We start from the raw sequence: 12,937 nt of genomic DNA, 5'->3' as shown, positions 1-12,937 counted from the left end.
TGGGCGCAGTCAAGGGCAGAGACAAGCGGCCAGGCGGTTTTATTGTCTGGACTAACGGGCCGAGCCTCGAGCGCCTGCGGCGACGTGCGTGGACGCATCCGGCCGCGGCGTCGGCCCGCGCGGCCGGACCGGCACACCCGTCGACCGGCGCCGAACCGGGACGAATCACCGCCGGACGAAGCCGGCCCGTACCCGCGGTGCGTCATGATGGAACTCGGCAACCGCAGGCTATTTCGACTACCACCGTTGTCAGACCCGAGGAGAGATTGAAGTGCCGTCCGGTCAACGCCGGGGCCGCTGGTCCGGGGTCCCGCTGGCGGAGCGCCCGGCCCTGCGCCGCGACGAATTCATCGAGGCCGGCGTCGGACTGCTCGGCGACGAGAACGGGCCCACGCTGACCATCCGGTCGCTCTGCCGGGCCGCCGCGCTGACCGAACGCTACTTCTACGAGAGCTTCACCGACCGCGACGAATTCGTCCGCGCGGTCTACGACGACGTATGTACGCGCGCGATGACAACGCTGCTGTCGGCCCAGACGCCGCGAGCGGCCGTGGAAGCCTTTGTCACGTTGATGGTCGACGACCCGGTGCGCGGCCGGGTGCTACTGCTCGCCCCGGCGACCGAGCCGGTGCTGACCCACTCCGGCGCCCAATGGATGCCCAACTTCATCGGGATGCTGCAGCGCAAACTCACCCGGATCGGTGATCCGCCGCTTCAGCACATGGTCGCGACCGGGTTGATCGGCGCGCTGACAGCCCTGTTCAGCGCCTACCTGGAGGGGCGGCTGGCAGCGACCCGCAGCCAGTTCATCGACTTCTGCGTCGACATGCTGCTCAATACCGGCCGACCCCACGATGGCGGCGACAACACGCCGCCGCGAACTTGATGTCACCGGAAGACACAGATATATTGCCTGCAACTAGCGGACACAGATACCAGGAGCTGTTATGGCGCGTGAATGGACCGACCTGGAGCTGCTGCACGAACTCGAGCCCGTCGTCGAGAATGCGGTCAACCGGCACTTCTCTATGACCAAGGACTGGAATCCCCACGACTACGTCCCCTGGTCGGAGGGCAAGAACTACTACGCCCTCGGCGGGCAGGACTGGGATATCGAGCAGTCGAAACTGTCCGAAGTCGCCCGGACAGCCATGGTGCAGAACCTGCTGACCGAGGACAACCTGCCCTCCTACCACCGCGAGATCGCGATGAACTTCACCATGGACGCCCCGTGGGGCACCTGGGTGAACCGGTGGACCGCCGAGGAGAACCGGCACGGCATCGCGCTGCGGGACTACCTCGTCGTGACCCGCAACTGCGACCCGATCGAGCTGGAGACGCTGCGGATGGAGACCGTCAACCGCGGCTTCAGCCCGGGCCAGAACCAGCAGGTCTCCGGCGACCTGTTCGCCAAGAGCTTGTTCGACTCGGTCGTCTATGTGACCTTCCAGGAGCTGGCCACCCGGATCTCGCACCGCAACACCGGCCGGGCCTGTAACGACCCCGTTGCCGACCAGCTGCTCGCCCGGATCTCAGCCGACGAGAACCTGCACATGATCTTCTACCGCGACATCAGCGCGGCCGGTTTCGACATCGCGCCAGAGCAGGCGATGTACTCGCTGCACCGGGTGCTGGCCAACTTCCAGATGCCCGGATACGTGGTCCCGGAGTTCCGCCGCAAGGCGGTGATCATCGCCGTCGGCGGTGTCTACGACCCACGCATCCACCTGGACGACGTGGTGATGCCGGTGCTGAAGAAGTGGCGCATCCTCGAACGGGACTTCACCGGCGAAGCGGCCCGCTACCAGGACGAGATCGGCAAGATCGTCGCCGAGCTGGAACAGACGTGCGAGAAGTTCGAGGTGGCCAAGCAGCGCCGGCTCGAGCGGGAGGCCAAGATGGCCGAGAAGCGCGCCGCCAAGAAGGAATTCGCCTCATCGGCGCCGTAGTCGGTAGCAGCGGCGGTAACGTGCTGACCGCGCAGCGGCGCGGGCTGCGGATCGGTTCGCTCACGCTTGCCAGCCCGGTGGTGCTGGCCCCGATGGCCGGCGTGACCAACGTCGCCTTCCGCACGCTCTGCCGCGAACTGGAACAGTCCCGGGCCGGAACGGTCAGCGGGCTGTACGTGTGCGAAATGGTGACCGCCCGCGCGCTCGTCGAACGCCATCCGGCCACCCTGCACATGACGACGTTCTCCGCCGCCGAGTCGCCGCGCTCGTTGCAGCTCTACACGGTGGACCCGGACACCACCTACGCCGCGGCGAAGATGATCGCCGACGAAGGCCTGGCCGACCACATCGACATGAATTTCGGCTGCCCGGTGCCCAAAGTGACCCGGCACGGCGGCGGGTCGGCGCTGCCCTACAAGCGCCGGCTGTTCGGCAACATCGTCGCAGCGGCAGTCCGCGGCACGGCCGGGACCGACATCCCGGTCACCGTGAAATTCCGGATCGGGATCGACGAAGCCACCCACACCCACCTCGACGCCGGGCGAATCGCCGAGGCCGAGGGCGCCGCGGCGGTGGCCCTGCACGCCCGGACAGCAGCGCAGCGCTACTCCGGCAAGGCCGACTGGGAGCAGATCGCCGCACTCAAGGCGCAGGTGCGCTCGATCCCGGTGCTCGGCAACGGCGACATCTTCGAGGCGGGCGACGCCCTGGCCATGATGGCGGCGACCGGCTGCGACGGCGTGGTCATCGGGCGGGGCTGTCTGGGGCGCCCGTGGCTGTTCGGTGAGCTGTCGGCGGCATTCGCCGGTCGCCCCATCCCGACCCCGCCCACGCTGGGCGAGGTCGCCGACATCATCCGGCGCCACGGTGAACTGCTGGCGTCGCACTTCGGCGAGGATAAGGGCATGCGGGAGATCCGCAAGCACGTGGCCTGGTACCTGCACGGCTTTCCGGCGGGCTCGGAGCTACGGCGCGGGCTGGCAATGGTCACGACGCTGGCCGAGCTCGACGCGCTGCTCAAGCAACTCGACGGGTCGATCCCCTTCCCAACTGCTGCGACCGGACCGCGCGGACGGCAAGGCTCACCGGCCAAAGTCACCCTTCCCGAGGGTTGGCTCGCCGACCCGGACGACTGCACCGTGCCGAGCGGAGCAGACATTATGCACTCGGGTGGCTGAAATGAGACGTTCTCGACATCGCGTGTCTGGAAACTTCTCAGTAGAATAAGTAACTTATTGCCCCGGGGGGGTTGTCCCCTGCGGGGGCGGAAAACAGGCACGGAGAATCGACGGCGATCACCCGTGCCAGGCTGACGTGTGATCGACGCCCGTCAGTCCCGAAGACTCGGAGGCCCGTGAGGACATGAGTGACGGCGATAACGCCACTCCTGGACGCTGGCCTGGAGAGGGCCGGGACGACGGTGACCATCAGCTGATGACGATGACGCCGCCCGGACCCGCCCCGTGGGAACGCTGGCAGACCCCGGCCGACGACCACACGCCGGCCCCGCGTCGGCCGGCCGCGTCACGCCGCCGCCACCGTGGTGACGGTTCGGTGACCGTCGCGGACCTGATCGCCCGGGTCAACGGCGGTGTTCCGCCGTCCGGTGGCCGCAGCCAGCGCCGTGCCGCCACCGTCGCCGACGAGCCGGCGGCGCCTGCCGATCCCGCGGATAGCGGAGAAGCCGCCGAACCCCGGGACACCACGCCCGACCCGGATCCCGAGCCCTGTGCGGCCCTCGCCGCGACGGACGCGCCGAGTTCCACCGCCGACATCGCGGAGGTGGCCTACCCCTCGGAGTTGCCCGATCTCGACCGGATTCACGGCACGGACTACGACGAGCCCGGTGAAACCGACTGGTCCGACGACTGGGCCGGGTCCGAGCCCACCACCGAACCGGCGGGTTCGGTCGGCGGTCCCAGCTTCGCCCGCGAGCTACCGCCGGCGCGAATCGACCCGCCGGGGCACGACGACCTTGAATCCGACGAGCCGCGGCCGCGAAAGACCGGTCACGGGGCGCTGCTGGCCGGCCGGGCGGTAGCGGCCATGATGGCGGTTCTGGCCCTGGTGCTGACCGGTTCGGCCTGGCAGTGGAGCGCCTCGAAGAACCGCAGCCTCAACCACGTCAGCGCGCTGGACCCCGACTCGCACGACATCCTCGACGCGGCCGGGCAGTACGGCGACGAGAACTTCCTGATCGTCGGCGCCGACACCCGGGCCGGGGCCAACAGCAATGTCGGCGCCGGCAGCACCGAGGACGCCGAGGGGGCCCGGTCCGACACGATCATGCTGGTCAACATCCCGGCGAACCGGAAACGCGTGGTGGTGGTGTCCTTCCCACGCGACCTGGCGATCACGCCGATTCAATGCGAGGTCTGGAATCCCGAGACCGGCGCCTACGGCGCGATCTACGACCCGGACACCGGCACCTACGGCGACGACACGGTCTACACCGAGACGAAGCTGAACTCCACGTACGCCTTCGGCGGTCCCAAGTGTCTGGTCAAGGAGATCCAGAAGCTCTCCGGGCTGGCGGTCAACCGCTTCATGGCCGTCGACTTCGTCGGCTTCGGCAAGATGGTCGACGCCCTGGGCGGCGTCGAGGTGTGCACCACCAGCCCGCTCTACGACCTCGAGCTGGGCAGCGTGCTGGAGAACAGCGGGCGCCAGCGGGTCAACGGCGCGACGGCACTGAGCTACGTGCGCGCCCGCAACGTCACCACCGAGGACAACGGCGACTACGGCCGGATCAAACGCCAGCAGCTCTTTTTGTCGTCACTGCTGCGCTCGCTGATCTCCACCAACACCTTCTTCTCCCCGACCAAGCTCAACAACGTGGTCAACATGTTCATCGGCGACAGCTACGTGGACAACGTCAAGACCAAGGACCTGGTGAACCTGGGGCAGTCGCTGCAGAAGGTGTCCGCCGGGCACATCACCTTCGTCACCGTGCCGACCAGTGAGACCGACGAGAACGGCGACGAGGTCCCTCGGATGGACGACATGCGAGCGCTGTTCGACGCCATCATCAACGACGACCCGCTGCCCGGCGAGAACGATCACAACGCCACGTCCGTCCCGACCACCGCGACCAGCCCGACTCCGCATTCCACCCAGGCCGCCGCGACACCGGCCAGCCCGACCGCCAAGCCGTACAGCGAGCAGGTCCGGGCGGTCACCACCTCCCCCGGCGAGGTCACCGTACGGGTGTCCAACGCCACCGACCAGTCCGGCCTGGCCGCCGCCACCTCCGAGGGCCTGCAGCACTGGGGCTTCGACGTCGACAGCGCCGATGACTACCCGGCTACGGTCAAGAACACCAAAGTGCTGTTCTCTCCGGGCAATGAACAGGCCGCCGCCACCGTGGCCTCAGCACTGACAGGTGCGCCGATCGAACGGGTCGCCGGGCTGGGCAGCATCGTGCGCGTGGTGCTGGGCGCGGATTTCCGCGCCGTCAGCAGGCCAGCGGTGACCGGCTCGCAGATCAACGTGCAACTCAACCGCGGCGCCAGCGTCGAACCCACCGAGCTGCCCGACGACCTGACGGTCACCAACGCCGCCGACACCACCTGCGAGTAAACGCGGCGGCGGCGCGCAGCCGCCTCGAGCGCCGTCCGGGTTAGTCTTGAGGGCATGCGAACCGCCTATCACGAGCAACTCTCGGACTTGGCCGAACAGCTCGGCAAGATGTGCGGCCTGGCCGGAATCGCCATGGAACGTGCCACGCAGGCCCTGCTGCAGGCCGACCTGGTGGTGGCTGAGCAGGTGATCACCGACCACGAGAAGATCGCCGCGATGAGCGCGCGCGCCGAGGAGAGCGCTTTCGTGCTGCTGGCGTTGCAGGCACCGGTCGCCGGGGACCTGCGGGCCATCGTCAGCTCCATCCAGATGGTCGCCGACATCGACCGGATGGGCGCGCTGGCACTGCACGTCGCCAAGATCGCCCGCCGCCGGCACCCGCAACACGCCCTGCCCGAAGAGGTTAACGGATACTTTGCCGAAATGGGCAGGGTGGCAGTCGATTTGGGAAACAGCGCGCAAGAGGTGCTGCTGTCGCGGGACCCGGAGAAAGCCGCCCGGATCCGCGAAGAAGACGATGCGATGGATGATCTGCACCGGCATCTGTTCTCGGTGATGATGGACAAGGAGTGGCGGCACGGCGTCGCCGCGGCAGTCGACGTGACACTGCTCGGCCGGTTCTACGAACGATTCGCCGACCACGCTGTGGAAGTGGCGCGCCGGGTGATCTTCCAGGCGACCGGCAAGTTCCCCGACGAGAACACCCTGCCCCCACCCGACTAGGACGACCGTCGCGCGCCCCGGAGCGCGACGTCGGCTACCGCGTCGTCGCCTCGTGCGGCGGGTCCGTTTTTCAGGTCCATTTCCAAGAGGAATATCATCCTTTTTTTCGCCAGCAGGCTGTTAGTCTGCTGGCAGCCCGTGCCGTGCTTGCTCCGTGTGGTTTCGCGGCCGGGCCGATCCGGTGATACAGCGGGTGCGTTCCAACCGTGATTCGACACCCTGATTCGACCCGAAAGGCCCCGAGATGACACGGAACGGTTACGGTGCGGCACTGGGAATCCTGGCCGCCGGCACGCTGGCCTTGTCCGGTTGCGGCAGCGACCCCAACACCACCTCTCACGGCACCGATTCCTCCGGAGGTTCGTCGGCCGGGAGCGACTGCGGCGGCACCGAGACGCTGAAAGCGAGCGGATCGACGGCCCAGCAGAATGCCATGGCCAGATTCGTCAAGACTTTCATCGCAGAGTGCCCCGATCAGACGGTGAACTACACGGCCAACGGGTCCGGTGCCGGCATCCGCGAATTCGTCGGCGGCCAGACCGATTTCGCCGGCACCGACGTCCCGCTCAGCGCCGATGAGTACGCCCAAGCGCAGCAGCGCTGTAGCTCCCCGGCCTGGAACCTGCCCGCGGTGTTCGGCCCGATCGCGATCACCTACAACATCGCCGGTGTCGACAATCTGATTCTCGACGGTCCGACCGTCGCAAAGATCTTCAACGGCGCCGTCACCAGCTGGGACGACCCTGCGGTGAAAGACCTCAACCCGGGCGCCGCACTGCCCGCCGCGCCCATCCATGTGGTGTTCCGCAGCGACGAGTCCGGCACCACCGACAACTTCCAGCAGTATCTGGAGGGCGCCTCCGATGGCGCGTGGGGCAAGGGCACCGGCAAGTCGTTCAACGGCGGCGTCGGAGAGGGCGCCAAGGGCAACGACGGCACCGCGGCCGCGATCAGCACCACCGAGGGCGCCATCACCTACAACGAGTGGTCGTTCGCCCAGGCCAAGAATCTTCGCACCGCGCAGATCATCACATCGGCCGGTCCGGATCCCGTCGCGATCAGCACCGAATCGGTCGGCAAGACGATCGCCGGAGCCACCATCAAGGGCGAGGGCAACGATCTGGTGCTCGACACCGCGTCGTTCTACAAACCCAGCAACGCCGGCTCCTACCCGATCGTGCTCGCCACCTACGAGGTGGTCTGCTCGAAGTACCCCGATGCCGAGGTGGGCACCGCTGTGCGGATGTTCCTGAAATCGACCATCAGTTCGGGGCAGTTCGGCCTGGACGAGTACGGATACGTGCCGATCCCGGATGCGTTCAAGCCGCGCCTGTCGACCGCAGTCGACGCCATCGAGTGATCCTGCCCCACCGGTCACCGCGGTTTCGAGGGTGTTGTCGCCGTGGCCGATAACACCTCGGAATCGTCGGCGCCCGTATCACTGCCCCGCAAGCACGGGTCCGGCGGAGAACGGATATTCCGGGCGCTGGCGCTGTCGGCCGGTTCGACGGTCGTCGTCGCGATCGCGCTGATCGCCGTCTTCCTGTTGATCCGCGCCGTACCGTCCCTGCAAGCCAACACCGCGAACTTCTTCACCACCGCCACCTTCAGCACCGGCGGCGCCGACGGTCTGGCGTTCGGGATCCGGGACCTGCTGGTGGTGACGGTATTGACCTCGCTGCTCGCATTGGTAGTGGCGGTGCCGATCTCGATCAGCATCGCGATCTTCCTCACCCGCTATGCGCCACGGCAGCTGTCGCGGCCGTGCGGGATCGTCATCGACCTGTTGGCTGCGGTCCCGTCCATCATCTTCGGACTGTGGGGGATCTTCGTGCTGGCGCCGATGCTCTATCCGGTGACGAGGTTTCTCAATCACCACCTGGGCTGGCTGTTTCTGTTCGCCAAAGGCAATGTGTCACTGGCCGGCGGCGGAACCATCTTCACCGCCGGGATCGTGCTGGCCGTGATGATCCTGCCGATCATCACCTCGGTGTCCCGGGAGGTCTTCCGTCAGACCCCGACCGCGCACATCGAGGCGGCTCAGGCGCTGGGCGCCACCCGATGGGAGGTGGTGCGGATCGTGGTGCTGCCCTACGGCCGCAGCGGTGTCATCGCCGCGTCGATGCTGGGGCTGGGCCGTGCCCTGGGCGAGACGATCGCCATGCTGATCATCTTGCGAGCGGCCCCGCGCCCCGGTAACTGGTCGCTGTTCGACGGCGGGTACACGTTTGCGTCCAAGATCGCGTCCGCCGCCTCGGAGTTCAGTGCCCCGCTGCCGACCGGCGCCTACATCGCCGCTGGTTTCGCCCTGTTCGTCCTGACGTTCGTCGTCAACGCCGCCGCGCGTGCGGTGGCCGGCGGAAAGGTCAACGGATGAGCGCCCCCGCACTGACAGCACCGGTCAAGTCCCGGGTGCGCAGCCACATCAGCATCAGGCGCCGGATCAAGGACCGCTTCGCCGCGCTGATATTCATGATCTCGTTCGGCATCGCGACGGTGCCGCTGATCTGGCTGCTGTGGGTGGTGGTCGCGCGCGGCTGGCGGGCAGTCGTCCACGCGTCCTGGTGGACGCACTCGCTGCGCGGCGTACTGCCCGATGAGTTGGCCGGCGGGGTGTATCACGCGTTGTACGGCACCCTGGTGCAGGCCGGGGTCGCCGCCCTACTGGCGGTACCGCTGGGTCTGATGACCGCGATCTACCTGGTCGAGTACGGCTCGGGCTGGTGGGCCCGGTTGACCACGTTCATGGTCGACGTGCTCGCGGGGGTGCCGTCGATCGTCGCCTCGCTGTTCATCTTCAGTCTGTGGATCGCCACCCTGGGCTTCGAGCAGAGCGCGCTGGCGGTCTCGCTGGCACTGGTGCTGCTGATGCTGCCCATCGTGGTGCGGTCCGCCGAGGAGATGCTTCGGCTGGTCCCCGACGAGCTGCGGGAGGCCAGTTACGCGTTAGGCGTACCGAAGTGGAAGACGATCATCCGGATCGTGCTTCCGACCGCCCTGTCAGGGATCCTGTCCGGAACATTTCTGGCGCTGGCCCGAATCATCGGTGAGACGGCCCCGGTGCTGGTTCTGGTGGGTTACAGCCGCTCGATCAACTACGACATCCTGCACGACAACATGGCCTCACTACCGCTGCTGATCTACAGCGAACTCGCCAATCCGGAGGCCGCCGGCCATACCCGGGTGTGGGGGGCGGCACTGACATTGATCATCGTGGTAGCGCTCAGCGCCGTGATGGCCGCGGTGGCAACCCGGCTCACCTCGGTCCGCCAGCGATGACCCGGCCGCCGGCCGGACCGCTATGAGCCGGCCGCCAGCTTGACCACCCGGTTGTTACCGCGGTCGGCTACGTACACCGCACCGTCGGCGTCGACCACCACCTGCAAGGGGGTGTTGAGGCCGGAGAACGGCAACTTGGTCTGGTTGTTGGTCACGGGATCCAGCTTCATGACCTTGTGGTTCTCGTGGTTGGTGACGTAGACGTTGTCGGCGCGGTCGACCGAGACGCCCCACGGTGAGGACAGCCCCGTGAACGGAAGGTCCGTCTGGGTATTGGACCCGGCGCTCAGCCGCACCACCCGGTCGTTGTCGGTGTCGGTGACGTAGACGTTGCCGTTGCTGTCGACGGCCACGTCGTCTGGATGATGAAGTCCGGTGAAGGGCAGCACGACCTGAGCGCCGGCTCCGGCCGGCAACTTGAGCACCCGGTTATTGCCCCGGTCGGCGACGTAGACGCTGCCCTGAGCGTCCACCTCCACCCCCTCCGGGTAGTTGAGTCCGGCGAACGGCAGTTCGGTCTGTTCGCCGGTGTCCGGGGCCAACTTCACCACCCGGTTGTTGAAGTCGCTGACATAGACCGAGCCGTCGGCGGCGACGGCCACGCCCTGCGGCTCGTAGAGACCGGTGAACGGCAATACTTCCGGATTGCTCGATCCCGGCACCAGCTTCAGCACCCGGCCGTACATGCTCTGGTTGGTGATGTACAGATTGTCGTCACCGTCGAGCGCCAGGCCACCCGGGGACAGCCGAAAACTCAGCCCCTCCAGCGGCACCACGCTCTGCCCGTCCGCCGAGACGCCGGTTGTCGAACCCGACTCACGGCTGAGCGCGTATCCGCCGGCCACGCCCGCGATGGCAAGCACCACCGCCGCCACGGCGGCCGGCAGCAGCCACTTGCGTCGGTGTCCGCGCGGTGCCGCGGCGAACGACCGGCTCTCGAACCGTTCGGGCGTCGACCGCTGCGGGGGCGCCGGCCGCTCCCGCCACGACTCGGCGGCCGCCGGCCGGGCCATGGTCGCGTCGAAGCCGCCCGTTTGCCCGGGTTGGCCGGGGTGGCCGTTGGGCCGCTCGGTCGTGCCGCCGACCGCGATTCCGGCAACGCTGACCGGGCGGTCGGCTTCCTCACCCCGCCGCACGATCATGGCGGCCCGATGCTGCTCTGCCACCGTCAGCGCGTCGTGAGCGGCGTTCGCCAGATCCCCGGCGCTGCTGTAGCGGTCCCACGGGTTCTTCGCCATGCCCCGGGCGACCACCTGATCGAGGGCTATCGGGACGACGCCCGGCCGCAGCTGACTGGGCCGCGGCGGGGGCTCCATCAGGTGCGCGGTGATCAGCCGCTCGACGCTGTCGACCCGGAATGGCGGCACACCGGTCAGGCACTCATTGAGCACACAGGCCAGTGAATAGATGTCTGACCGGTAGGTGACCTCGTCGGCGCCGAACCGTTCCGGGGCCATGTACTTGTAGGTGCCCACGGCGGTACCCGTCTGGGTCAATCCCGGATCGGTCGCGGCGCGTGCGATACCGAAGTCGACCAGATAAGCGAAATCGCGGCGGGTGATCAGGATGTTCTCCGGCTTGACGTCGCGGTGCGTCACGCCGTTGCCGTGGGCGGCGTCAAGGGCGGCGGCCACCTGGTCGATGATGGCCACCGCTCGTGCCGGGTTCATCGGACCGGACCGCCGCAGCACCGCGGCCAGATCGTCGCCGTCGACCAACTGCATGGCAACGAACATCTGGCCGTCGATCTCGCCGTAGTCGTGGATGGGCACCACGTGCGGTTCCCTGAGCTGTCCCGCCGCGTCCGCCTCCCGTTGCATGCGGGCCCGAAACATCGGGTCACCTGACAGCGGCGGCGAGATCAGTTTCAGTGCGACCGACCGGTGCTTGCGGACGTCTTCGGCTTCATAGACCTCGCCCATCCCGCCACGACCCAGCAGCCGCAGCAGCAGGTAGGGCCCGAATTGCGTCCCTACCAGCGAACTCGCCTCACGACTGTCCACGACACTCCCTCCGACCTAGTCATGCCGATGGCACCGGCGTGACCCGCTCTGCAGCATGACTGCAGCGACCTCCCAAATGAAGGGCAGGTTAACCAGAGGTTACAGCTGAACCTTAAGGTGGGGCTACATTCCTGGTCAGAATGAAATTCAGAAGAACCACGAATTCGTATCGGCAACACCCCCTGCGGGGCCGCCAACGCAACCGGAGACCGGTCGGCTATTGGATCGCGTCGATTGCCGTCCGCAATTTCGCCCGGAACGAATCCGGCAGCGGTATGTAGCCGTACTGATCCAAATCCTCCTGGCCGGCGCCGATCGCCGCGCTCATGAACGCCTTCACCGCCTGCCCGTTCGAGGCGTTGGGGTACTTCGAGCACACGATCTCGTAGGTCACCAGCACGATCGGGTAGGCCCCGGCGTCAGTCGGCTTGTAGAACGATGACGTGTCGACCACCAAATCGTTGCCCTCGCCGATGAACTTGGCACCGGCAATGGTTTTCTCCACCGACTCGGTCGAGATCGTCACCGGTTCCGGGCCCGCCGAAGTGATGATCCGGGCCATTTTCAACTGCCGCCCCACCGCAAAAGACCATTCGTTATAGGTAATCGATCCCTCGGTGCTGCGCAGTAGCGCGGAAGTCCCGTCGTTGCCGGTCGCCCCGACGCCGACACCACCGTTAAAAGTTTTACCGGCGCCCCTGCCCCAAGCGCCGTCGGAGGCAGCGTCGAGATACTTCTGGAAATTGTCGGTGGTCCCGGACGAGTCACCGCGGAACAACACATGGATCGGCTCGGCCGGTAACTGCACGTCCTTGTTGAGAGCCCGCAGCGCGGGATCGTCCCAACTGGTGATGGTGCCGTTGAAGATCTTCGCCAGCGTCGGCCCGTCCACGGCGAGATCACCGACACCACTGACGTTGTAGGTGACCGCGATCGGACCGAACACTGTGGGCAGATGCCACGCCGGCGACCCACAGCGGGCCGCTACCCGTTGCGGCTCACCCGTCGACGGGTCCAGCGGGGAGTCGGACCCGGCCAGCTCGGTGTGGCCACTGGCGAACTGTGCGACTCCCGTGCCGGAGCCGTTGGCCCGATAGTCCAACGTGTAGTCCGGACAGGCCCGGATGTAGGCATAGACGAACTGCTCGATGGCATGGGCCTGGGCGGTCGACCCGCTGGCGAGCAGCTTCTTCTTTCCACCGCACTGCACCGATATATTCGAGGCGGAGTCCGACTTCGTCGAGCCGCCACAGCCCGCGACCAGCAGCAGAGTCGTCACCATCAGGCTCAACGCGATGCGGAATCGATTGGACTTCACACACATTCCTCCCGCCGGCGCTGATCACTACACCGTAGTCGATCTCGGTGTCGGAAATACCGGCTACATGCGCAACCGTTCGCCTG

Annotated in this window: 10 protein-coding genes; 8 read left to right on the top strand and 2 right to left on the bottom strand. The window is 67.0% G+C overall.

Annotated elements, in window-relative coordinates; genetic code table 11:
• Positions 1 to 271: 271 nt before the first annotated feature.
• From G6N19_RS12665 to pstA, 8 genes are all read left to right on the top strand, one after another.
• Positions 272 to 886 (top strand): TetR/AcrR family transcriptional regulator, encoded by a 615-nt coding sequence (locus tag G6N19_RS12665; protein WP_013830450.1) that lies wholly within the window; start codon positions 272 to 274, stop codon positions 884 to 886.
• A 61-nt stretch (positions 887 to 947) separates the two neighbouring features.
• The gene (locus G6N19_RS12660) at positions 948 to 1,949 is read left to right on the top strand and encodes an acyl-ACP desaturase (protein WP_013830451.1); all 1,002 of its coding nucleotides are present in this window, start codon (positions 948 to 950) and stop codon (positions 1,947 to 1,949) included.
• Positions 1,950 to 2,041: 92 nt separating this feature from the next.
• Positions 2,042 to 3,127 carry a tRNA dihydrouridine synthase DusB gene (gene dusB / locus G6N19_RS12655; RefSeq protein WP_232062696.1) on the top strand — a complete coding sequence of 362 codons (1,086 nt, stop codon included), beginning with the start codon at positions 2,042 to 2,044 and terminating at the stop codon, positions 3,125 to 3,127.
• A 184-nt stretch (positions 3,128 to 3,311) separates the two neighbouring features.
• A complete protein-coding gene (locus G6N19_RS12650; RefSeq protein ID WP_193465047.1) occupies positions 3,312 to 5,528 on the top strand; it encodes an LCP family protein in 2,217 nt (738 codons plus the stop codon).
• 54 nt (positions 5,529 to 5,582) lie between these two features.
• Positions 5,583 to 6,251, top strand: coding sequence for a phosphate signaling complex protein PhoU (gene phoU / locus G6N19_RS12645; RefSeq protein ID WP_013830454.1), 669 nt, complete (start codon positions 5,583 to 5,585; stop codon positions 6,249 to 6,251).
• A gap of 244 nt (positions 6,252 to 6,495) precedes the next feature.
• Entirely contained in the window at positions 6,496 to 7,611 is a 1,116-nt protein-coding gene (gene pstS / locus G6N19_RS12640) for a phosphate ABC transporter substrate-binding protein PstS (RefSeq protein WP_013830455.1), read from the top strand.
• Positions 7,612 to 7,653: 42 nt separating this feature from the next.
• Complete coding sequence (gene pstC / locus G6N19_RS12635) at positions 7,654 to 8,628, top strand: phosphate ABC transporter permease subunit PstC (RefSeq protein WP_013830456.1); 975 nt, start codon at positions 7,654 to 7,656, stop codon at positions 8,626 to 8,628.
• Positions 8,625 to 9,530 (top strand): phosphate ABC transporter permease PstA, encoded by a 906-nt coding sequence (gene pstA / locus G6N19_RS12630; protein ID WP_013830457.1) that lies wholly within the window; start codon positions 8,625 to 8,627, stop codon positions 9,528 to 9,530. Before pstC ends, pstA begins: the two co-directional genes overlap by 4 nt.
• A 20-nt stretch (positions 9,531 to 9,550) precedes the next feature.
• Here pstA and G6N19_RS12625 read toward each other — a convergent pair whose 3' ends face one another.
• Together G6N19_RS12625 and pstS (G6N19_RS12620) are read right to left on the bottom strand one after the other, a co-directional pair.
• Positions 9,551 to 11,533: a serine/threonine-protein kinase PknD gene (locus tag G6N19_RS12625; protein ID WP_013830458.1), complete on the bottom strand. Its 1,983-nt coding sequence runs from the start codon at positions 11,531 to 11,533 to the stop codon at positions 9,551 to 9,553.
• Positions 11,534 to 11,750: 217 nt separating this feature from the next.
• Positions 11,751 to 12,815 carry a phosphate ABC transporter substrate-binding protein PstS gene (gene pstS, locus G6N19_RS12620; protein WP_232062695.1) on the bottom strand — a complete coding sequence of 355 codons (1,065 nt, stop codon included), beginning with the start codon at positions 12,813 to 12,815 and terminating at the stop codon, positions 11,751 to 11,753.
• Positions 12,816 to 12,937: the final 122 nt, after the last annotated feature.

Origin of the sequence: Mycobacterium novum (genome assembly GCF_010726505.1) — a bacterium.
GTDB classification, from domain to species: Bacteria; Actinomycetota; Actinomycetes; order Mycobacteriales; family Mycobacteriaceae; genus Mycobacterium; species Mycobacterium algericum.
This window is presented reverse-complemented; position numbering and strand designations above follow the sequence as displayed.

Bases quoted from the DNA above. Each gene is read 5' to 3' on its own strand.
- G6N19_RS12660 (WP_013830451.1), top strand. From the start codon at position 948: ATGGCGCGTGAATGGACCGACCTGGAGCTGCTGCACGAACTCGAGCCC.
- dusB (WP_232062696.1), top strand. From the start codon at position 2,042: ATGGCCGGCGTGACCAACGTCGCCTTCCGCACGCTCTGCCGCGAACTG.
- G6N19_RS12650 (WP_193465047.1), top strand. From the start codon at position 3,312: ATGAGTGACGGCGATAACGCCACTCCTGGACGCTGGCCTGGAGAGGGC.
- phoU (WP_013830454.1), top strand. From the start codon at position 5,583: ATGCGAACCGCCTATCACGAGCAACTCTCGGACTTGGCCGAACAGCTC.
- pstS (WP_013830455.1), top strand. From the start codon at position 6,496: ATGACACGGAACGGTTACGGTGCGGCACTGGGAATCCTGGCCGCCGGC.
- pstA (WP_013830457.1), top strand. From the start codon at position 8,625: ATGAGCGCCCCCGCACTGACAGCACCGGTCAAGTCCCGGGTGCGCAGC.
- pstS (WP_232062695.1), bottom strand. From the start codon at position 12,815: ATGGTGACGACTCTGCTGCTGGTCGCGGGCTGTGGCGGCTCGACGAAG.